20 protein-coding genes are annotated in these 20511 nt (G+C 60.1%); 7 read left to right on the forward strand and 13 right to left on the reverse strand.

Annotation, left to right across the window (positions count from 1 at the left end; all coding sequences use genetic code 11):
- Nucleotides 1-205: 205 nt before the first annotated feature.
- From murC to DXY10_RS10155, 3 genes are read left to right on the forward strand one after another with little or no spacing between them, the layout of a single operon-like run.
- Nucleotides 206-1657, forward strand: a complete 1452-nt coding sequence (gene murC / locus DXY10_RS10145) for a UDP-N-acetylmuramate--L-alanine ligase (RefSeq protein ID WP_115019002.1) — start codon at nt 206-208, stop codon at nt 1655-1657.
- Nucleotides 1657-2580 carry a UDP-N-acetylmuramate dehydrogenase gene (gene murB / locus DXY10_RS10150; protein WP_115019004.1) on the forward strand — a complete coding sequence of 308 codons (924 nt, stop codon included), beginning with the start codon at nt 1657-1659 and terminating at the stop codon, nt 2578-2580. Before murC ends, murB begins: the two co-directional genes overlap by 1 nt.
- A 32-nt stretch (nt 2581-2612) precedes the next feature.
- Nucleotides 2613-2954: a YbaB/EbfC family nucleoid-associated protein gene (locus DXY10_RS10155; protein ID WP_115019006.1), complete on the forward strand. Its 342-nt coding sequence runs from the start codon at nt 2613-2615 to the stop codon at nt 2952-2954.
- Here the strand turns inward: DXY10_RS10155 and rsgA are convergent.
- From rsgA to grpE, 4 genes are read right to left on the reverse strand one after another with little or no spacing between them, the layout of a single operon-like run.
- The gene (gene rsgA / locus DXY10_RS10160) at nt 2929-3828 is read right to left on the reverse strand and encodes a ribosome small subunit-dependent GTPase A (RefSeq protein ID WP_115019177.1); all 900 of its coding nucleotides are present in this window, start codon (nt 3826-3828) and stop codon (nt 2929-2931) included. The two genes, DXY10_RS10155 and rsgA, sit on opposite strands and share 26 nt — an antisense overlap.
- Nucleotides 3821-4063: a sulfurtransferase TusA family protein gene (locus DXY10_RS10165; protein WP_115019007.1), complete on the reverse strand. Its 243-nt coding sequence runs from the start codon at nt 4061-4063 to the stop codon at nt 3821-3823. The genes rsgA and DXY10_RS10165 overlap by 8 nt, the downstream gene beginning before the upstream one ends.
- A gap of 2 nt (nt 4064-4065) precedes the next feature.
- A complete protein-coding gene (gene dnaJ / locus DXY10_RS10170; protein ID WP_115019009.1) occupies nt 4066-5199 on the reverse strand; it encodes a molecular chaperone DnaJ in 1134 nt (377 codons plus the stop codon).
- A 45-nt stretch (nt 5200-5244) separates the two neighbouring features.
- Nucleotides 5245-5982, reverse strand: coding sequence for a nucleotide exchange factor GrpE (gene grpE, locus DXY10_RS10175; protein WP_115019011.1), 738 nt, complete (start codon nt 5980-5982; stop codon nt 5245-5247).
- On the opposite strand from grpE, the gene DXY10_RS10180 reads away from it, so the two are divergent.
- From DXY10_RS10180 to DXY10_RS10190, 3 genes are read left to right on the forward strand one after another with little or no spacing between them, the layout of a single operon-like run.
- Nucleotides 5981-7828, forward strand: coding sequence for a GspE/PulE family protein (locus DXY10_RS10180; protein ID WP_115019012.1), 1848 nt, complete (start codon nt 5981-5983; stop codon nt 7826-7828). The two genes, grpE and DXY10_RS10180, sit on opposite strands and share 2 nt — an antisense overlap.
- 10 nt (nt 7829-7838) lie before the next feature.
- On the forward strand, nt 7839-8915 hold the full coding sequence (locus DXY10_RS10185) for a type IV pilus twitching motility protein PilT (RefSeq protein WP_115019178.1): 1077 nt from the start codon (nt 7839-7841) through the stop codon (nt 8913-8915).
- Between the two features lie 10 nt (nt 8916-8925).
- Nucleotides 8926-10224: a type II secretion system F family protein gene (locus tag DXY10_RS10190; RefSeq protein WP_115019014.1), complete on the forward strand. Its 1299-nt coding sequence runs from the start codon at nt 8926-8928 to the stop codon at nt 10222-10224.
- Between the two features lie 37 nt (nt 10225-10261).
- On the opposite strand, the gene DXY10_RS10195 is transcribed toward DXY10_RS10190, so the two are convergent.
- Entirely contained in the window at nt 10262-11449 is a 1188-nt protein-coding gene (locus DXY10_RS10195; protein WP_244282223.1) for an NAD(P)/FAD-dependent oxidoreductase, read from the reverse strand.
- Between the two features lie 34 nt (nt 11450-11483).
- Nucleotides 11484-11996, reverse strand: coding sequence for a peptide-methionine (R)-S-oxide reductase MsrB (msrB, locus tag DXY10_RS10200; RefSeq protein WP_115019180.1), 513 nt, complete (start codon nt 11994-11996; stop codon nt 11484-11486).
- Nucleotides 11997-12067: 71 nt separating this feature from the next.
- Between msrB and dusA the strand changes: the two genes are divergently transcribed.
- On the forward strand, nt 12068-13072 hold the full coding sequence (dusA, locus tag DXY10_RS10205; RefSeq protein WP_115019017.1) for a tRNA dihydrouridine(20/20a) synthase DusA: 1005 nt from the start codon (nt 12068-12070) through the stop codon (nt 13070-13072).
- Between the two features lie 9 nt (nt 13073-13081).
- Here dusA and DXY10_RS10210 read toward each other — a convergent pair whose 3' ends face one another.
- The 7 genes from DXY10_RS10210 to DXY10_RS10240 all read right to left on the reverse strand — a co-directional run bounded on the left by DXY10_RS10210 (nt 13082) and on the right by DXY10_RS10240 (nt 20501).
- Nucleotides 13082-13612 carry an RNA-binding protein gene (locus DXY10_RS10210; RefSeq protein ID WP_115019018.1) on the reverse strand — a complete coding sequence of 177 codons (531 nt, stop codon included), beginning with the start codon at nt 13610-13612 and terminating at the stop codon, nt 13082-13084.
- Nucleotides 13613-13742: 130 nt separating this feature from the next.
- Entirely contained in the window at nt 13743-15143 is a 1401-nt protein-coding gene (gene argH / locus DXY10_RS10215; protein WP_115019020.1) for an argininosuccinate lyase, read from the reverse strand.
- A gap of 65 nt (nt 15144-15208) precedes the next feature.
- On the reverse strand, nt 15209-16618 hold the full coding sequence (locus DXY10_RS10220) for a PP2C family protein-serine/threonine phosphatase (RefSeq protein ID WP_115019021.1): 1410 nt from the start codon (nt 16616-16618) through the stop codon (nt 15209-15211).
- A gap of 38 nt (nt 16619-16656) precedes the next feature.
- A complete protein-coding gene (gene ftsY, locus DXY10_RS10225) occupies nt 16657-18324 on the reverse strand; it encodes a signal recognition particle-docking protein FtsY (RefSeq protein WP_115019023.1) in 1668 nt (555 codons plus the stop codon).
- Nucleotides 18325-18348: 24 nt separating this feature from the next.
- Complete coding sequence (nusB, locus tag DXY10_RS10230; RefSeq protein WP_115019024.1) at nt 18349-18990, reverse strand: transcription antitermination factor NusB; 642 nt, start codon at nt 18988-18990, stop codon at nt 18349-18351.
- Between the two features lie 28 nt (nt 18991-19018).
- Nucleotides 19019-19768, reverse strand: a complete 750-nt coding sequence (locus DXY10_RS10235; RefSeq protein ID WP_115019026.1) for a DUF502 domain-containing protein — start codon at nt 19766-19768, stop codon at nt 19019-19021.
- A gap of 67 nt (nt 19769-19835) precedes the next feature.
- Nucleotides 19836-20501, reverse strand: a complete 666-nt coding sequence (locus tag DXY10_RS10240; protein ID WP_244282225.1) for an HpsJ family protein — start codon at nt 20499-20501, stop codon at nt 19836-19838.
- Nucleotides 20502-20511: the final 10 nt, after the last annotated feature.

Consider the following 20511-nt stretch of genomic DNA (forward strand, 5'->3'; position numbering starts at 1 on the left):
TCCGCAGCTAGGTGGTTTGGCCGCCGATCATACAGAAATTGGTGTTTTCTCTCGGGACCGCGTGCCACTCCACCCGACAGACCATCGTCAACCGCTCGGCCAGGCCTCCCCTAGATCAACCTCCAGGACCAACTGCTGACAAGCGTGTCGATGACAAGCTTTCGGCCAGATCCTGACCTATCTTTCGGACCCACGGTTCAACTCCTTGTCCAGTTTGCTCAGCCGCCAGCAACCCATCCATTTCATCGGAATCGGCGGCATCGGCATGTCAGCCCTTGCGCTGATTCTGGCCAAACGCGGACAACGCGTTTCCGGTTCAGAGCCCAAGCAATCATCCATCGTGCAGGAGCTGGCTGAGCTCGGAGTCCGGGTGTTCCCGCAGCAGATCGCAGAAACGATCAAGGCCGTCACTTCTGAAGATGGGCCTCAGCCCCATGTCGTCATCAGCACCGCCATCCCCGATCACAACCCAGAGCTGATGGCAGCGCGAGCCCTCGGGCTCACCATTCTTCATCGCTCCGATGTTTTAGCGGCTCTGATTGCCGAACAGACGTCGATTGCCGTCGCCGGCAGCCACGGCAAAACAACCACGAGCACGGTGATCACCACGCTTCTGGCCGCCGCTGGAGAGGACCCAACGGCAGTCATCGGCGGCGTCGTGCCCTGCTACGGGAGCAATGGCCACGCCGGTGAAGGGCGCTTATTGGTGGCAGAAGCCGACGAATCCGACGGTTCGCTTGTCAAGTTCGCTGCTCACCTGGGCGTGATCACCAACCTCGAGCTGGACCATACGGATCACTACGCCGATCTCAACGATCTGATCGCCACCATGCAACGGTTCGGAGCCGGCTGTGATCGGCTGCTGGCCAACCATGACGACCCGATTCTCAGGGAGCATTTCCAGGCCACGCACTGGTGGTCTGTGAGCAACCCCGAAGGTGTGGATTACGCCGCCCTTCCCGTCGCACTGGAAGGGGACCGCACCGAGGCGGACTTCTACGAAGGTGGTGCTCGCATCGGTCGCATCACGCTGCCCATGCCCGGCCTGCACAACCTCAGCAATGCCACCGCTGCCCTTGCGGCCTGCCGCATGGAAGGCCTGCCCTTTGAACAACTGCAACTGGGTCTCAGCCAACTGCGCCCGCCCGGACGCCGCTTCGATTTCCGGGGGAGCTGGCAGGGACGGCTGGTGGTTGACGACTACGCCCATCACCCCAGTGAAGTGCGAGCCACTCTCGAAATGGCGCAGTTGATGGTGAGCAGCGGTCGCAGCCCCCTGCCCCGGGCACCGCAACGGCTGCTGGTGGTGTTTCAGCCCCATCGCTACAGCCGCACCCAAGAATTTCTCGACGCCTTTGCTCAGGCCCTCAGCAGTGCAGACACGGTGGTACTAGCACCGATCTATTCCGCCGGAGAATCAGCCATCGAAGGCATCAACAGCCACACCCTGGGTCAAAAGCTGCAGCAGTTAATTCCAGAGCGCTCTGTTTTGGTAGCCGACACCATGGACCAACTCACGGCCCTGGTTCAAGAACACAGCCGACCCGAGGATCTCGTGCTGGCGATGGGGGCTGGTGATGTGAACAGCCTCTGGAACCGTCTTTGCCCCGACGAATCGTCTGCTGACGCCACCCGGCCGTCGTCGCTAGCAGCCTGATGGTTGATCACGACCCGGAACTGTTGCGTTCCCAGGTCTCCCTGGCTGACTACACCACCTGGCGAGTGGGTGGACCCGCCGAATGGCTAGCGGAACCAACGCACAAGGATCAGCTGATCGAATTGATCAGCTGGGCGCATCAGCACCAACTGTCCTGGAGAGTGATCGGTGCAGGCTCCAATTTGTTGATCAGTGATGCCGGCCTGACGGGTCTCACCATCTGCCTACGCAAGCTTCAAGGCATGAACCTCAACGGAGAGACCGGTGTGGTGGAAGCTTTAGCCGGTGAACCGATCCCGACCCTGGCCCGACGCGCGGCCCGTGCCGGTCTTCATGGCCTGGAATGGGCTGTGGGTATCCCTGGCACCGTGGGGGGCGCTGCCGTCATGAATGCCGGAGCTCAGGGAGGCTGCACCGCCGAGAGACTTCTTTCCGTTGAGGTGATCGATGCTTTGCCCAATGGCAACGAGAACGCTGCCATCCGCATCTTGAACAATGCCGAGCTCGACTTTTCCTACCGCCATAGTCGCCTCCAAGACAGCGACCTGATGGTGATCTCAGCGCGCTTTCAGCTGGAGCCAGGCCACGATCCCAAGGCACTCAGCCGCGCCACCAGCAGCAACCTCAGCCACCGCACCACAACGCAGCCGTATCAGTGGCCTAGTTGTGGCAGCGTCTTCCGCAATCCCGAACCGCTTAAAGCCGGCCAGCTCATCGAAGCCTTAGGGCTGAAAGGCCACCGCATTGGCGGCGCTGAGGTGTCACCCGTGCACGCCAATTTCATCGTTAACAACGGTTCTGCGAGTGCGAAAGACATCCTCAGCCTGATTGCCCTGGTGCAAAAAGAAGTGGAAAACAACCACGGCATCACCCTTCACCCAGAAGTGAAACGACTCGGATTCAGTCAAACGATCACGCACTGACCGCTTAACCTGCCCGTTCTCCCTTAGGCGCCATGGCAGGGTTCGGACTCCCCAACTTCGGACAACTCACTGAGGCTTTCCGCAAGGCTCAGCAGATCCAGCAAGACGCCCAGAAGCTGCAGGAGGAACTCGATGGAATGGAAATCGAAGGAAGCAGCGATGATGGCCGGGCAAGCATCTGGCTGTCAGGCAACCAGCAACCCCTGAGAGTGCGCCTGGACCCGTCCCTGCTGGCAGAGGGCCAGAGTGCCTGTGAAGCGGCCACTCTCGCGGCCCTCCAGTCGGCCTATGAGCACTCCACCGCCACGATGAAAGAGCGGATGGAAGAACTCACCGGAGGCCTCAACCTCAACCTCCCCGGGATGGGCGGCTGAATCCCATTAACTCCTCAACGGAACGCCGATAAATGCCGTAACGCTCCCAGTCACGACTGACCCCACAGCCTGGTTCATCCCGGTGCAGACAGTCTCGGAAACGACAGGGATGGGTCTCGAGTTGACTGCGCAATTCGGGGAACAGCACCTCAAGGTTATGAATGTCATCCGGTAATTCGGGACGATTAAACCCCGGTGTATCGGCCACTCTCGCTCCAGGAGCAAGCGCATGCAATTCAACATGGCGCGTCGTGTGCCGCCCTCTTTGCAGGCGACCTGAGACCGCCCCAACTCTGAGCGACAACTGCGGTAGCAGGCTGTTGAGCAAAGAGCTTTTGCCCACACCGGAAGGACCACACAACACCGACAGGGCCTGACCCTTGAGGAGCGTGCGCAAAGACTCCATGCCTTCACCGGTCTCAGAGGACAGCAGCAACGGTGCATACCCCCAGCCCTGAAGCCGATCCGCCAATTGCCGTGAGGCCTTCTCCTGCAGGAGGTCGCATTTGGTCAGCAGCACCTGAACGACCAGGCCCGTTTGCTCAGCTGTGAGCAAGAACCGACTGGCCTGATCGGGATCAAACGTTGGTTGCTCCACCGAGAAAGCAACCACCACCGCGGTGACATTGGCAACGGGAGGGCGGCTCAACCAACTGAAGCGAGGTTCCACATCCGCCACCACAGCACGACGCTGCTGCTGATCAATCGCCTCGACCCACACACGATCGCCAACATGAACGGCAGCGCCACGATGATTAAGGCGAGTGCGGCGGGTGCAGAGCAGTCGCGTGGCGGCGTCGGGCGGATCCAGTTCCACCTCGAGGTAGTTGGCCTGCAACGCCACCACCACACCCCTGAGGCGTTGCTCAACCACCCCCACAGGTCACCTTCAGCCTCACCCAGTCGTCAGTGCCGCCATCCAGCTGAACCTGATGGCCGTCCTGTTCCAAACCGGGCACCACCATCGCCTCCGGCTCGCCCCGATCCAGGCTGACCGCCAGAAGCTGTCCAGGGGCCATGGTCTCCAGCGTGAGGCGACAGCGAATGAAGTTCACCGGACACGGAGTGCCGCGGAGATCGAGCTGCTGATCAACATCGGAGCCAGTCAACGTCAACCTTGACCAAACAGTCGTGCGAATAGACCGCTGTTGTGGTGGTGATGCTGCACACCTCGAGCTGAATGGTGACCGGCCAACTGTTCCAGCAGCGTGCGCTCGTCCTCATTGAGACGAGTGGGCAACTGAACAGACACTGTGACCCTTTGATTGCCTCTGGCCACTGGGTTACCCAACTTGGGGATGCCCTTGTTCTCGAGGGTGAGCACCGCATTGGGCTGAGTGCCGACCGGAATCTCCAGACTGGTGGGTCCGTCAACGGTCTCCACCTCAATCGTGTCTCCGAGAATGGCCTGGAGATAGCTCACCTTCACATCGGAGAGCACGGTGAGACCATCCCTGCGCAAACTGGGATGGCTTTTGACCGTGAGAAAGACGTAGAGATCACCGGAAGGACCACCACGGAGTCCTGCATTGCCTTCGCCCGCAACACGCAAGCGCGTGCCTGTATCAACACCAGCGGGAATATTGATCCGCAGTTTCTTGCGCACCTGAATCACCCCTTGGCCACCACAGGCTGAACAAGGATCAGCGATGACCTGACCGCTGCCGCCACAGGTGGGACATTCCGCCACCTGGGTGAAATTGCCGAAAGGAGTGCGGGTGGCGCGCCGCACCTGACCGACACCACCGCAGGTGGAGCAGGTGGTGGGACCACTTCCCGACTTAGCCCCAGAGCCGTTGCACGTGGTGCAGGTTTCCAGGTGAGGAATGCGGATCTCCCTCTCTTGGCCGAACACGGCCTGATTGAAGTCGATCGTTAGGTCGTAGCGAAGGTCATCGCCTTGCTGGGGGCCCCGCCGCCGCGGACGAGCTCCAGCACCTCCAGCAGCACCCCCGAACCCACTGAAAAAGGTCTCAAAGAGATCAGCAAAGCCGCCCATGTCGCCCATATCGGGCATCCCTGCGGCTCCACCAAGACCGGCTTCACCGAACTGGTCGTAACGGGCCTTGGTCTGTGGATCGCTGAGAACCTCGTAAGCCCTACCGATCTCCTTGAAGCGATCCTCAGCTCCAGGATCCTTATTGATATCAGGGTGATACTGACGAGCAAGCCGCCGATAGGCACGCTTGAGCGTGTCGGCATCGGCGTCACGACTGACGCCGAGCAGGTCGTAGTAATCGGCCATCAGCTCGTCATCCCGTTCATCACCCTAAGGGCCAGCCCAGGGAGCTCAACTCTCCTGTTGGTTGGGTTCTCCCCCCATAGCAGGGCCAGAATCCTGAGCATCAGCGGGAGAAGGAGGCGCCGTTGCGGAGGAGACATCAGCTTGGGGTCCGGGCCCCATCGACACCTTCACCATGGCGTGGCGGAGCACACGGCCATTGAGGTGATACCCCCGCTGCAGCTCTTCGATCACCACGTCCTCATGGTGCTGGTCGCTCGGTTCCCGCAGAACAGCCTCATGCAGGCTGGGATCGAACTCCTGACCCACAACCCGCATCGGAGCAACACCAAGTTGCTTCAACACATCCACCAGCTGCTTGTAGAGCCCCTGATAGCTGCGATGTAAAGCCTGGGCCTCTTCACCTTCGGGATTGAGCTGATGCCGGGCACGTTCGAAGTTGTCCACGACCGGCAGGATCTCGCTCAATGTGCTGCAGGTGAGTTGCACCTTGAGATCATCCTGATCTCGGCTCTGACGCTTGCGGAAGTTGTCGAAATCAGCAGCGATGCGCATGTATTGAGTGCGCAGGGTCTCGTGTTCTTCGCGCAAGCTGCTGTGTTCGCGCTCCAACTGCTCCAAGCGCGCTTCATTGTCTTTGCCACCCGCTGCTGTTGGATCCGGAGAGGGAGCGCTGGCTGCATCACTCGGAGCCTCAACAGTCTCGGCCGCAGCCTCGGGACCTGGACCGGGTGCTGCAGCATCAGCGGCGGGATCGTGAGCTGATGAAGAGGGATCGCCACTCATGCTGACCAGTTGCAGATTCACACCTAGACATGTTGATAGGTCAGGCTCACCTCCCACAAGCGGCGGAAGCCCGCACCTCCAGCAACAGATCCCTCGCCGCAGCCCCACCGTGAGAGACCAGCAGCGTTTTGTCCTGGAGCTGCTGTTGCAGGAACCGGTCCCGGAACGCCTGGATCAAGAGAGCCATCAGCAACTGCTGACAAGGCTTGAAGCCAAAGGACTTGTCCCCAACAAGCATCCACGCCTGGCCGCAGCCCTGATGGCCCTCCAGAGCCAGGAGACCAACCAGACCACTGCCGCTTTGGCGGAGTCAAATCAAGCAGAAGCAGAGATCAACCTGCCGCAGAATCCTGGCCAGGAAACACTGGATGACACCCCAGAAAGCCAGGAAGAGAGCGAGGCACCCATCAACCTCGATTCACTCCTGTCCGGCTTCAACAGCGACGGGGTCCTGGAAGAAGAGCCCGAAGAAGCAGCCCAACTGGGGTCCAGACACGAAGACCTCGAACAGACCTTCCGAGACACGAACGCCTCACCAGTGGTGAATCTGGTGAACCGCATCCTGCTTCAGGCCCTGCAACTTGGGGCAAGCGACATTCATGTGGAACCCCAACAAATCGGCCTCCAGGTGCGCTTCCGCCAGGACGGTGTGTTGCAGAGCTACAGCGAACCGCTGCCCAGTCGCCTGGTGCCAGCCGTGACCTCACGCTTCAAGATCATGGCCGACCTCGATATCGCCGAACGACGGCAAGCCCAAGACGGTCGAATCCGCCGCCGCTTTCGCAAACGCAGCGTTGATTTCCGCGTCAGCAGTCTGCCGAGCCGCTTCGGGGAAAAGATCGTGCTGCGGCTCCTCGACAGCTCATCCACGCAACTAGGCCTCGACAAGCTGATCAGCAACCCGGAGGCACTCGAACTGGTGCGCAGCCTCGGTTCGAAGCCATTCGGCATGATCCTGGTGACTGGTCCCACAGGATCAGGAAAATCGACGACTCTCTACTCGCTGCTGGCGGAGCGCAACGATCCCGGGATCAATATCTCGACGGTGGAGGATCCAATCGAATACACCCTCCCGGGCATCACCCAGTGCCAGGTGAACCGAGAAAAGGGCTTCGACTTCAGCACGGCCCTACGGGCATTCATGCGACAAGACCCAGACGTACTTCTCGTGGGAGAAACCCGTGACCTAGAGACCGCCAAAACAGCGATCGAAGCCGCCCTCACTGGCCACCTTGTGCTCACCACCCTGCACTGCAACGACGCCCCAAGCGCTATCGCGCGGCTTGGAGAGATGGGGGTGGAACCCTTCATGGTCAGCGCCTCCCTAATCGGGATCGTGTCGCAACGGCTGCTACGGCGTGTCTGTAGCCATTGCCGCGAGAGCTATCAACCCGATGCCACTGAACTCGGTCGATTCGGGCTCATGACGCACCATGAGACAGGTGTGCGCTTCTACCGAGCCCACCACCACGATGGCAATCGTGACCACAGTGGCGACCCCTGTCCCCACTGTCAGGGCAGCGGTTATCGAGGCCGGATCGGTGTGTACGAGGTGCTGCGCATGAACGAGCAGTTGGCCACCGCGGTGGCTAACGGTGCCACCACCGATGTGCTCCGTCGTCTGGCTCTGGAATCGGGCATGAAAACCCTGCTGGGCTACAGCCTCGAGTTGGTGCGTCAGGGTCAGACCACCTTGGAGGAAGTGGGCCGAATGATCCTGACCGACTCAGGCCTGGAGTCGGAGCGACGGGCCAGAGCTCTCAGCACCGTCACCTGTGAACGATGTGGTGGCGGACTACAGGAAGGCTGGCTGGAATGTCCGTACTGTCTGACCCCTCGTCAGTGAGGTGCCTGCCATGGATCTGATGATCGAAGACCTGATGGAGCAACTGGTCAAAGCCGAAGGCAGTGATCTGCATCTCGCCTGCGGCCAACCACCGTACGGCCGTTTCAGCGGCGAACTGCGCCCCCTCTCCGACACACCGCTGAGTGAGGAGAGCTGCAACCGCCTGATCTTCTCAATGCTCAACAACAGCCAGCGCAAGACGCTGGAACAGACCTGGGAGCTCGACTGTGCCTACGGCCTCAAGGGCGTGGCACGCTTTCGCGTGAACGTCTATCGCCAGAAAGGCAGCTATGCCGCCTGCCTCAGGGCGCTCGGCAGTTCAATTCCCAGCATCGAGGCGCTCAACCTGCCCCCAGTGGTGGTGGAAACCTCTGCCCGCCCCCGTGGCCTTGTGCTGGTAACGGGACCGACCGGATCCGGCAAAACCACGACCCTGGCAGCACTGCTCGACCACATCAACCACACCCGCAGCGAGCACATCCTCACGATCGAGGATCCGATCGAATTCGTGTACCGCAGTGACCGCAGCATGGTGCACCAGCGCCAGTTGCATGAAGACACACGCAGCTTTGCCAATGCCCTTCGGGCTGCGCTGCGCGAAGACCCCGACGTGATTCTGGTGGGTGAGATGCGCGATCTAGAAACAATTCAACTCGCCATCACTGCAGCCGAAACCGGTCACCTGGTCTTCGGCACCCTGCACACAAGCTCAGCCGCCCAAACCGTCGATCGCATGGTGGATGTGTTCCCACCTGGCCAGCAGACCCAAATCCGGGTGCAGCTATCGGGAAGTCTGACGGCCGTGTTCTCCCAGACCCTGTGCCGTCGCGACAAGCCGCAGCCCGGCGAATTCGGACGGGTGATGGCTCAAGAGATCTTGATCAACACCCCGGCGATCGCAAACCTGATCCGTGAAGGCAAAACGGCTCAGCTCTATTCCCAGCTTCAGACCGGAGGTGAACTGGGCATGCAGACCCTGGAGCGAGCCCTGGCCAATCTCGTGGAAACCGGAGCAATCAGCCAGGCAGAAGCCATGACCAAGGCCGGAAAGCCAGGCGAACTGAATCGTCTCCTAGGGAACAGCTGAGCCGAACGCCATGGCCAGCTTCGTTGCCACCTATCAGGCCACCAGTGGAGGAGACCGCACCCTGCGGATCCAAGCTCCTGATCTGGCGACGGCGCGCAAGCTGCTGCGTCGGCGGGGCATCAAGGCCACAACGGTTCAGATGGAGGAGCCAACCGACCAAGGTGGAAGGCCACGGAAGCGTGGAAGCAACTCCAACAACACGAGCGAAGGACAGGCAAAAGGCGGCCTGCAAACCATGCTCACCTTCGATCTAAGTGCCGCCTTTGAAAAGGCACCCGGGGTGCGAGAAAAGGCGGTTTTTGCCAGCAAGCTGGCGGCACTTGTGGATGCAGGGGTGCCGATTGTGCGCAGCCTGGATCTGATGGCCAGCCAGCAGCGACTGCCGATGTTCAAGCGAGCATTGCTGCAGATCGGCCTGGATGTGAATCAAGGCACGGCCATGGCGACTGCCATGCGCCAATGGCCGAAGGTGTTCGACAAGCTCAGCATTGCCATGGTCGAAGCCGGTGAAGCAGGAGGCGTCCTGGACGAATCACTGAAACGTCTAGCCAAGCTGCTTGAAGACAACGCCAGGCTGCAGAACCAGATCAAAGGAGCCCTGGGCTATCCAGTCGCCGTTCTGGCCATCGCCATCCTGGTGTTTCTAGGAATGACGATCTTTTTGATTCCAACCTTCGCGGGAATCTTTGAAGACCTTGGAGCAGAGCTACCACTGTTCACTCAGCTGATGGTGGATTTAAGCGCCTTATTGCGATCGTCTGTGTCCCTGCTGATTGCCGGCGCCGGGCTGATAGGGATCTGGCTGATCAGCCGGTACTACGCCACGCACAACGGGCGACGTGTGATCGATCGCCTCATGCTGAAACTGCCTCTCTTTGGGGATCTGATCATGAAAACGGCCACCGCCCAGTTCTGTCGGATTTTCAGCTCCCTGACCCGGGCAGGAGTTCCGATCCTGATGTCATTAGAGATCTCGAGCGAAACCGCCGGCAACGCGATCATTTCCGACGCGATTCTTGAATCTCGCAACCGGGTGCAGGAAGGGGTGCTGCTGAGTGCAGCCCTGATCCGTCAAAAAGTTCTGCCCGATATGGCCTTGAGCATGCTGGCCATCGGCGAAGAAACCGGTGAGATGGATCAGATGCTGGGCAAGGTGGCCGACTTCTACGAAGACGAGGTCTCGGCAGCGGTCAAGGCCCTCACCTCCATGCTCGAACCGGCAATGATCGTGGTCGTTGGCGGCATCGTTGGCTCCATTCTGCTGGCGATGTATCTACCGATGTTCACCGTGTTCGATCAAATCAACTGAGCTTGCATCGCCTTCACAGCGATGCAGGCCGTTCCGATCAAGACAGAGACGCGGCAATGGCCTGACCAGCCAGCCAGCCGCTGCTCCAGCAGTGCTGAAAATTGAAACCTCCGGTGACCCCATCAACATCCATCAGCTCACCAGCGAGATAAAGACCAGGCACCCGCCGACTCTCCATCGTGGCCAGATTGATCTCCCCGAGATCTACACCACCAGCTGTGACGAACTCCTCCCCGAACGGACCGCGACCGCGAATCGGGTAACGACTTGCGGTGAGAGCCTGGGCCAAAGCCCGCTCCCAGCTCCCGGGACAATCAGCCCAGCGCCGCTGCGAGTCGGCCCCCACCTGCGAGAGCAAAGCCAACCAGAGACGACGCGGCAAGCGTTCAGGCCAAGGCCTTGCCACCGCCAAACTGCGTCGTGGCTGCTGCCGGCGTAACTGCGCCAACTCAGAGGCGACCTGATCCAGTGTGTAGCCCCCAACCCAGCGCACTAGCAAGGCGCCCCGATAACGCTGGCCGTGCAAAGCGCGCGCTGCAAAAGCACTCAGGCGCAGGGTGGCGGGTCCGCTGAGACCCCAATGAGTGATCAGCACACGACCGGTCTGCCGAAAACGCTGCTGCTCACATTTCACTTCGAGGCTGACATCATCAAGAGCGATCCCACTGCAAGCCGTAATCGCAGGTGCTTCCAGAGCCAACGTGAACAAGGAAGGCAACGGAGGCGTCACCCCATGCCCCAAATGCTGAGCAAAGCGTCGGCCACTGGGGTGGCCACCGGTGGCTAGCAACAGCCTGCAGCCACGCCAGACCCGACCACCAGAACCATGCACCACGAAACCGGCTTGGGTGGTCTCCAAGCTGCGCACCGGAGCACGGCATTCCAATGCCACACCAACTGCACGGGAAGCCTTGAGCAGGCAATCGATCACCGCCTCGGAACGGTTGGCCTGGGGGAACATGCGGCCATCGGGTTCCTCCACCAGCTCCAGGCCATGGTCTGAGAACCAGCCCACGGCATCACCACAGGCAAAACGGCTGAACGGCCCGCGCAGTGGGCGGCTACCGCGTGGGTAATGACCAACCAGTTCCCGGGGATCCCAGCAAGCATGGGTGACATTGCACCGGCCCCCTCCGCTGATCCGAACCTTGGTCAACGGGTCCGGTGTGGCCTCCAGCACCAGCACTCTCTGGCAGCCCTGCTCCGCCGCCGTGATCGCTGCCATGAAACCGGCGGGACCCCCACCGATCACAATCAAATCATGGGGAGGGCTGGAATCGCAGTGCGACTCCGTTGTTGCAGAAACGCTTGCCGGTGGGTTTGGGCCCGTCATTAAACACATGGCCCTGATGACCACCACAGCGACGGCAGTGGTATTCGGTGCGGGGAATGATCAGCTTGAAATCTATCTTTGTGGCGATCGCCCCAGGCAGTGCCTGCCAAAAGCTGGGCCAGCCGGTGCCGCTGTTGAACTTGGCCTCAGAGGAGAACAGAGGCAGATCACAACCACTGCAGTGAAAGGTGCCTGGTCGCTTTTCATCATTGAGAGCACTGCTAAACGGTGGTTCCGTTCCTTCCTGTCGCAAAACGCGATAAGCCTCCGGAGACAAGCGGCGCTTCCACTCCGCATCACTGAGATCCCAGGCCGTTTCATCAGCCTTGGAGGCAGCCAGCACCGGCTTCGGCGACCTGAACAGACCGACCGATCCCGCCAAAATCGTTAGCAGCAGGGAACGGCGACTGAGCCACCAGTGCTGGAGTGAAGAGGCCATGGCTTCAGGCATGAATCGATCAACACCCCTTATCTAAGTGCTTCGATCCAAGGGAAGGGAAGAATGGAGCGATGGATTCCCCACCCCCTGTTGATCGGGAACCCGCCTGGCGGTTCAGCGTCGCGCCGATGCTCGACTGCACCGATCGACACTTCCGAGTGCTGATGCGGCAGATCAGCCGCCGAGCTCTGCTCTATTCAGAGATGGTGGTCGCTCAAGCCCTGCACCACAGCAAGCGTCGGGAACGCCTGTTGGCGTTCGATCCGGTGGAACATCCCATTGCCCTACAGGTCGGGGGGGATGACCCCGACCTGCTGGCTGAAGCCACAAAAATGGCTGCCGACTGGGGCTACGACGAGATCAACCTCAATGTGGGCTGCCCTAGCCCCAGGGTCCAAGCAGGCAATTTCGGTGCCTGCCTGATGGCGGAACCAGAACAGGTCGCTCGCTGCGTAGAAGCGATGTGCCAGGCCTCCGCGCTGCCGGTGACCGTGAAACACCGTGTGGGCATCGACGACCTCGATAGTGATGCCCTGCTCGAGACCTTTGTCGACCTGGTTGCTGCCGGCGGTGCCTCACGCTTCGCGATTCATGCCCGCAAAGCCTGGCTAGAGGGACTCGACCCCAAACAGAACCGCACAATTCCACCGCTGCAACATGACCGGGTCATCGCCCTGAAACAACGCAGACCCGAGCTGACGATCGAACTCAACGGTGGACTCGACACCCCGGAACAGTGTCTGGATGCACTGCGCAGCTGTGATGGCGCCATGGTGGGGCGATCGGCCTATGCCCATCCTCTGCGTTGGGGATGTGTCGACCAACTGATCTACGGCGAGAGTGAGCGCAACATCACCGCCTCAGGAGTGGTGCTTGGCCTGATCCCCCATGCCCAAGCCCATCTCGAACGGGGCGGGAGGCTCTGGGACCTCTGCCGGCATCTGGTGCAACTGGTGGAAGGAGTCCCTGGAGCCCGACACTGGAGACGCAACCTCGGTCTCAAAGCTCAACGCCGTGGGGCTGACATCGCGGTGCTGGAGGAAGCAGCCCGCCAACTGCTTGATGCCGGGCTGTAAAAGCAGAGATCAGCCCTCAGCACCGCCGTAACTGTCACCACCAGCACCGCTGCGACGGCGACGACTGCGACCGTCGTCATAGTCAGTGGACTGACCACCAGCTCCGCCGCCGCCACCAGCGCCACCGCCGTAACTGCGATCTTCCCAGCCACGGGCGCCAGAGCCACCGCCATAACCGCCACCACCAGCGCCACCGCTGCGGTAACCACCTCCTTCCGAACCACCACCGCGGTAACCACCGCCACCGCCACCGCCACCGCCGCCATAGCCACCACCCCCGCCACGACGTGGAGCGCTGCCTCGAGGCTCGGCTTTATTGATCCTCAGGGGACGACCCATGAGCTCAACACCCTGGAGCGCCTCGATCGCAGCGTCTTCGGCAGCTTCATCGACCATTTCGATGAAGGCGAAGCCACGCTTCCGACCGGTGTCCCGTTCCAAGGGAAGGGCGCAGTTTGAGACCTCGCCATGGGTCGCAAACAATTCAATGATGTCTTCCTGCTCAGCGCGGAAGGGCAGATTGCCGACGAAGATGCTCACTTTCCTAGTGGACCGTTGATGAAGGGGACCGATGGGACCTGACCTGCCATCGGTTCATGCTCCGGAAAGGAATCAATGGCCTTTGGCCTACTCAGCGTAGACCTAGTCAGTCACTTCGTTTCATCCACCTTCATGCCAACCGCGATTCCCAACGTTTCAACTGTTCCTCAACACGCACAAAACCAGTGCCACCTTCACTGACGCGGGCCGCCACCACTTGACGCGGAGCTAGAGCCTCGAACAGATCCGCCTCAAACACTGGGTGAAAGCTTTTCCACTGCTCGAGGCTGAGATCAAGCAACAACACACCGTCCTGCAGACAGCGTTTGACCACGGCCCCGACTAATTGGTAGGCCTCCCGGAAAGGCACACCGCGGGCCACCAGATAATCAGCGACATCCGTGGCATTGGAAAAATCAGACGCCACCGCACGTTCGAGCCGCTCAGGACGAAACTCGACTCCTTCCTCCATCAGGATCGCCATCGCCTCAAGACAATCGGATGTGGTGCGAACCAGATCGAACAGGGCTTCCTTGTCTTCCTGAAAATCCTTGTTGTACGCGAGGGGAAGACCCTTAATCATCGTCAGCAAACCTTGCAGGTGACCGAAAACGCGCCCGCACTTACCCCGCACCAATTCGGGCACATCAGGATTCTTCTTCTGGGGCATCAGGCTGCTGCCGGTGGCACAGCGATCACTGAGTCGCACAAAGCCACACTCCTCACTCGCCCAGAAAATCACCTCTTCCGCAAGACGACTGAGGTGCACCATCACCAGCGCCGCAGCCGATGCGAACTCAACAGCAAAATCTCGGTCACTAACAGCATCAAGACTGTTGGCATAGATCGCCTCGAAACCAAGGGCCTCGGCTGTGCTGCGGCGGTTGATCGGCACCGGAGTCCCTGCCAAAGCTGCAGCCCCAAGTGGTGAAACATTGACCCTGCCGCGCACATCAGCCAGGCGCTGGCGATCACGCTCCAGCATCTCCACATAAGCAAGAAGATGATGCGCCAGACAAACGGGCTGTGCCCGCTGCAGGTGCGTGTAGCCGGGGATCAAAGTGGTGCGCTGATCCAAGGCCTGTTGCAGCAGCGCCCGCTGAAAACGGAGAACGCCATCGTTCAGCTCATCAAGACGACGGCGCAACCAAAGGCGCAGGTCGGTACCCACTTGGTCGTTACGACTGCGACCGGTATGAAGCTTCTTTCCGACCGGTCCGAGCAGGGTGATCAAACGCCGCTCAACGGCAAAGTGAACGTCCTCATCCGCAAGGCCGGGACGGAAGGATCCGGCCGCGGCCTCATCGCGTATCGTCTCCAGCCCTGCGCAGAGCTGGCTGGCTTCTTCCGCACTGATCACACCACATTCCGCCAACATGCGGGCATGGGCGATGGAACCGTCGAGATCCTCCTGAAGAAGAGTGATGTCGAACCCGATCGAGGCATTGAACCTTTCGATCGCAGGGTGGAGGCCCTGATCAAAGCGGTCACTCCAGGTGCCGGAGCCTCCACCCGTCACTCCCCCAGCCATACCGTCATCCGAGCTCAGCGTGCAGTCAGCTTGTCAGGCCGAGGGATCCCAACGGTGCCGAACAATCAGAGCGCAGCCCGGGGAACAGAAGGCAACATCACCTCCTCCGGGACCTTCATCACCACCATCGAGGCATCATCTTCCAGCTGGCGATCCACTCCAACGAAGCGATCCAGACGGGTGAAGAGCTGATCGAGGATGCCCTGAGACCCGGTGCCGGATCGACAAGCCGCCTCAAGGCTGCGCATCAGACGCTCCTCATCAAAGCGATCGCCTGTGATCCCAGGTGCCTCGGTCACCCCATCGGTGTAATAGAGCAGCACATCACCAGGTTCAAGCACCACCTCACCACAACCGTATTCCGCCTCCGCCTGCAAACCAATCAGCAGACCCGGGGCATCCAACCGACTGATACTGCGCTGCTGCGCCCTCCAAATCAGGGGCGGATTGTGGGCAGCATTGGCGAAGCGCAAGCGTCGGGTACGGGGATCGAAATCGGAATAGAACAGCGTGACAAAACGGTGCGACTGAGCCAGATCCTCCTGGGCCAGCTGGTTGAGATCGTGGAGGATCCGATCAGGAGGCAGGCCGCTCAGAACCTCGGCCCGCAACATCCCGCGCAGCATGGTCATCAGTAGACCGGCGGGGACTCCCTTCCCCATCACATCACCCATCAACAGAGCCCAGCGTCCACGCTCACGGCGCCGACCCATCAACTCCGGACGCGTGGGAATGAAGTCGTAGTAGTCACCACCCACCTGAAAGGCGGGACGACAACGAGCGGCAAGCTCCACCCCTTCGATCACCGGACAATGATCGGGAAGCAATTGCGCCTGAATTTCGGCACCAATGCTGAGCTGGCGATCCACACGCTCATGACGGCGCGCTTCCTGAAGCATCAAGTCGTGTTCGACAGCGACACCAGTGAGATCAGCCACCAGTTGCACATGGCGCCGGTGCACGTCACTCCAAACCAGAGGACCGGTACTGCTGAACACATACAGACGGCCCCGCTGACGGCCGCGAGCCACCAGAGATGTGGCAAACAGACCGGCCCGGCCGAGATGGCGCTGGACTAGATGGTCGAGAGCGAGCACCTGGCGTTCATCCGAACCGAAGCCCACCGCTGTGCCCGGATCAAAGGCAGCGATTTGTCGCAACAGCTCTGGAGACCGCTGATCCGGCAACATCTGCAATTGCTCGCGCCAGATCCTGCCATCAGCTGTAAAAGGAACCAGCAGGGAACCGTCAACACCCACGAGGCGGGAGGCCACCACAGGCACCAACTCCAAGAAGCGATGCAGGTTGGTGAAGCTACGCAGGGCAAATCCCAAAGAGGCCAGAAGCTCCTGGCTGGATCGCTGCTCCCTGGAAAAGCTGTCGAACAGTTCTCGCAGCGAAGCAGTCGCCGTTAAGGGCTGAGCCACGTTGCGTTGATGCGGCGTGGAATGGCGACGGGTTGACTTGCTGCTCACGGCCGTCCATGGCAGTGCGCGAACGCTAGCTACGGCGATCAGCGGCCGGCCAACAAAGCCTCCACAAACTCAAAGCTGTTGAACGGTCGAAGGTCACGGATTCCCTCTCCGGCGCCGATGAACCTGATCGGAAGACCCGCCTCAGAGGAAACAGCCAGAGCCACTCCACCGCGGGAGGTTCCATCGAGTTTGGTGATCACCACCCCCGTTAGATCAGCAGCCTTGGCGAAAGCCAGCGCCTGTTTCAACCCGTTCTGACCCTGACTGGCATCAAGGACGAGGAGAGATTCCACCTTCGATTCCGGAGCTAAACGATCAACGATGCGCCGAATCTTCTGAAGCTCCTCCATCAAATTGTGCTTTGTCTGCAGACGACCAGCAGTGTCGACCAACAGCAGATCTGTCTCTTTGGAGCGGGCCGCTCCGATCGCATCGAACACCACAGCAGCAGGGTCGGCGTTGGCTGTGGGATTGGACACCACGGGCACATCGCTGCGTTGCCCCCACACCTCCACCTGCTGCACTGCAGCAGCTCGGAACGTATCCGCAGCGGCGATCATGGCGCTGTAACCACTACGCACCGCCAGGTTGGCAAGCTTGCCAAGGGTCGTGGTCTTACCAACTCCGTTGACACCCACCATCAACCAGATATTCAGACGCCCGCGCTCAGGGGCAAGTAGCTCAAAGCCACTGGCCTGAATCGGCTCATCCAGCAAGTTTCGCAGCTGCTCCTTTAAGAAACGGATTCCTTCGCTGGGATCCACCACCTCTTCATTGAGGCGTTTTCTGAGCGCCTCCATCACCTGATCGGTCGCCACAACACCAGCATCTGCACGGAGCAGAAGGGCCTCAAGGTCATCCACCACCTCAGGGGTGAGGGGATCATCCCCAAGGCTGTCGAGAAGACCAGTAACAAAGCCTTGTCGGGTTTTTTCCAGGCCACGACGAAGGCGAACGAGCCAGTCGATTTCCTCAAGCGAGACCTGCTCGGCCTCACGACCTTGGGCCGCCAAAACCTCGGCAGACCAAGTGAAGCTGTCATCGAACTCGCCAAGCTGAGGTTGATCAGAACCATCAGCCAGAACAGGCTCAACCGAGGGAGCTGCCGGTGCAGGCATCGACACCGGTGCGGACGTGGCACGGGCCTCAAGCTCCTGCTGGCGTTGCTGCCGCTCAGCGGCGGCCTGCTCGAGAAGAGAGAGCCTTGGTGCGGGAGTGCTGCTGGACTCCGGAGTGACAATCGGGGTCGAAAGCGGAGTGGCAGACGAAGCGGTGCTCACCGGTGATTCAGGTGAGGCCACCTCAGACACTTCTTCAGCTGAGGGCTGCTCTGGTGAAGGCTGCTTTGGTGAAGGCTGCTCTGGCGCGACGGGCGTCTGAATTTGTTCGGCTTCTGCCGCCTGCTGCGCCTTCAGACGGGCATAGGCCTGACGAGCCCATTCCAAGGGATCGTCGTCCACATCAGCGGTCGACGCAGCTTCGGCAGCTGTTGGAGCTGCCTCATCCACTGCCTGATCCACTGCCGCAACTGATGGCTGTGATGCAGGGATACTGGGCTCAGGCTCAGGTAATTGTGCGTTGGCCGGCTCGTCTAATGCGGAAGGCTCTGGTGCCTCGCCATCACTTTCGATCGGTGATGCCGGGTCACTCTCCGCTGGAGTCGGCTCGGGTTGAGCGGAGCGACGCTGGAACCAGTCGAAAACCATCGAAACTGCCGAAGCGAAACGAAATCAGGAGCCTGCGGATGAAGCCGGAGCCGCATTCTGCAGACGCCGCAGAACGCCATTGATCATGCGACGACCTTGATCATCGCTGTAGCGGTTAGCGAGTTCGACCGCCTCATTGCAGGCGACAGCGGAAGGTGTCTTCAAACTGGTGAGATCAACTACGGCCAGGCGCAAGATGTCACGGTCGATGCGGGGCAAACGACTCAAACGCCAACCCTCCATTACCCCGTCTAGACGAGCATCGATGCCACTCCGCTGTTCCAACACCAGACTGACCCGACGCATTGCTCCGTGGCGCACGGTCTCCTGATCAGCCAAGGCAAGCAGACGCGGCAGCTCCAGGCTTCCGGAGAGACTGTTCAACACCTGTTCAGCGGTGGTCAGCGCGGCCTTGAGGTGATCCCGCACCACGGATGAACTGTGATCGCCACCATCTTGAAGCTCACTATCGAGCAGAGACTGCTGAGCCTTTTCAAGATCCTGAGCCGAGGCATCAAGCGACTCTCGCCAATGCTGCTGCAAAGTCTCAAGAGCTTTCTGGAGAACGGAATCCAGCTGCAAATCCGCAGCATCCTGATGATCACGATCAGAGAGCTGACCAAGCACGAGCAGTGCCAGCTCACGGGCTAGAGAACGGGACTGCATGAAAGCAAGTAAAAAACGAAGGGATGGGTCAGACCCCTGACGTGGACGACGAGGGGGATACCGATGCTCGCAGCTGGGAGATCAGACTTGAAAAACTGCGATTGACCGGAGCCTCCCGCTCATCGGGATTGACGATGCCAGCCGAAATAATCGTTCGGAAGGCATCCTCCACCGAGATCTCGAGATCCCGCACCGAGGATTCAGGAACCAGGGTGTACCAGCCAGTGGTGGGATTGGGAGCTGTGGGAATGAAGACGCTGAGCAACGGTTCTTTCAAATCGGCCTGGAGTGAAGGACCAACCACTCCGGTAACGAATCCCACGCTGAAGAGTCCTTCACGGGGATATTCCACGAGGACAACCCGGCGAAAACGACTGGAGTTGTCTCGCAGAAAGGTCTCAAGCAACTGCTTAAGCGTCTTGTAAACGGAGCCTGCCAGGGGGATGCGTTGCAAGGTCCCCTCACCGAACTCAAGCAACCAGCGGCCAACGATGTTGCGAGCCATCAGGCCGATCAACAAGATCCCGAGCAGAGGCACCGTTAAACCCAGCGCCAGGTTGATCAGATCCTGTAGAAGCGGATTGAGGGTGATAAAAGGATTGAACTGCTTCGGAATCGACGTCAAAAACGCGAGTACAAAGCGGCTGACCGTTGTCGCCAACCAAATCGTGGTGGCAAGCGGAATGACCACCAGCAGACCGGCGATCAGATCATTTTTCAGATCCTTCTGAAGTCTGTCGCCGAGCGGCAGATCAGGTCTGGGGTTGGACTGCACCAAGGAACGACCAGGGCTTGGAGCCGACGTGATCTGCCCAACCTAACCAGCTGCCAGCGAAAACCCGCCTTCATAGAACCGAGGCGAGAGCAAGCAGCACAAAGGCCACAGCCAGAACGACCGCACTGAAAGTGCCCCCAAAGCGCCGCTGATTCACAGCCAGATTGCGCTGGCGTTCAGCCTGCTGGATCTGGTCGTCCATCTGAGCAAGCTGACCATCAATAAACCTCTGGGCAGCCTTGGTCTTGTCGTCATCGCTGGCACCTGCAGGCAGCTGCCCAGCCTGGGCCAGCTGTTCACCCAACATCTTCACGCCTTCAGGATCCTTGGACTGCTGGCGGGCCATCTCCAACTGACCACGCTTTTGCTCGAGGGTCTGATCAGCCTGACCAGCAAGGGTCTGGTTACCGGTGATCGCCATGGGGACGACACCGATCAGGGCGATTGTGAGCAAAGAGGAGAGGACGCAGACCACCCAGCGAATCGGCGTGCGCGCAGCACCTGGATGATCAAGGCGCGAACCAATCAACATCAACATCAGACCCACCAAACCCATCGGTGCCTGATTCACCAGGCGCTCAATCAGCACCTGCTGAAACGCTGGATCACTCCATTCAGCAGCACTGAAGATCACCACAAGCTGGAGAATCAGCAGCACCACGAGGGTGATGCCGAGCCAGCGAAGCACGGCCGCCAGGCGCAGGTTGGAGGAAAGACCCGTAGCTGAAGCAGACACGGCAAACTGC

It is taken from the genome of Synechococcus sp. UW140 (assembly GCF_900474295.1).
Taxonomy (GTDB): domain Bacteria; phylum Cyanobacteriota; class Cyanobacteriia; order PCC-6307; family Cyanobiaceae; genus Synechococcus_C.

Excerpts from the sequence above, each read along its gene's own strand:
- nusB (WP_115019024.1), bottom strand. The coding sequence starts at position 18,990 with ATGCAGTCCCGTTCTCTAGCCCGTGAGCTGGCACTGCTCGTGCTTGGT.
- ftsY (WP_115019023.1), bottom strand. The coding sequence starts at position 18,324 with ATGGTTTTCGACTGGTTCCAGCGTCGCTCCGCTCAACCCGAGCCGACT.
- msrB (WP_115019180.1), bottom strand. The coding sequence starts at position 11,996 with ATGGCCTCTTCACTCCAGCACTGGTGGCTCAGTCGCCGTTCCCTGCTG.
- DXY10_RS10180 (WP_115019012.1), top strand. The coding sequence starts at position 5,981 with ATGCTGACCAGTTGCAGATTCACACCTAGACATGTTGATAGGTCAGGC.
- DXY10_RS10195 (WP_244282223.1), bottom strand. The coding sequence starts at position 11,449 with ATGGCAGCGATCACGGCGGCGGAGCAGGGCTGCCAGAGAGTGCTGGTG.
- dusA (WP_115019017.1), top strand. The coding sequence starts at position 12,068 with ATGGATTCCCCACCCCCTGTTGATCGGGAACCCGCCTGGCGGTTCAGC.
- DXY10_RS10190 (WP_115019014.1), top strand. The coding sequence starts at position 8,926 with ATGGCCAGCTTCGTTGCCACCTATCAGGCCACCAGTGGAGGAGACCGC.
- argH (WP_115019020.1), bottom strand. The coding sequence starts at position 15,143 with ATGGCTGGGGGAGTGACGGGTGGAGGCTCCGGCACCTGGAGTGACCGC.
- grpE (WP_115019011.1), bottom strand. The coding sequence starts at position 5,982 with ATGAGTGGCGATCCCTCTTCATCAGCTCACGATCCCGCCGCTGATGCT.
- dnaJ (WP_115019009.1), bottom strand. The coding sequence starts at position 5,199 with ATGGCCGATTACTACGACCTGCTCGGCGTCAGTCGTGACGCCGATGCC.
- murB (WP_115019004.1), top strand. The coding sequence starts at position 1,657 with ATGGTTGATCACGACCCGGAACTGTTGCGTTCCCAGGTCTCCCTGGCT.
- DXY10_RS10185 (WP_115019178.1), top strand. The coding sequence starts at position 7,839 with ATGGATCTGATGATCGAAGACCTGATGGAGCAACTGGTCAAAGCCGAA.
- DXY10_RS10155 (WP_115019006.1), top strand. The coding sequence starts at position 2,613 with ATGGCAGGGTTCGGACTCCCCAACTTCGGACAACTCACTGAGGCTTTC.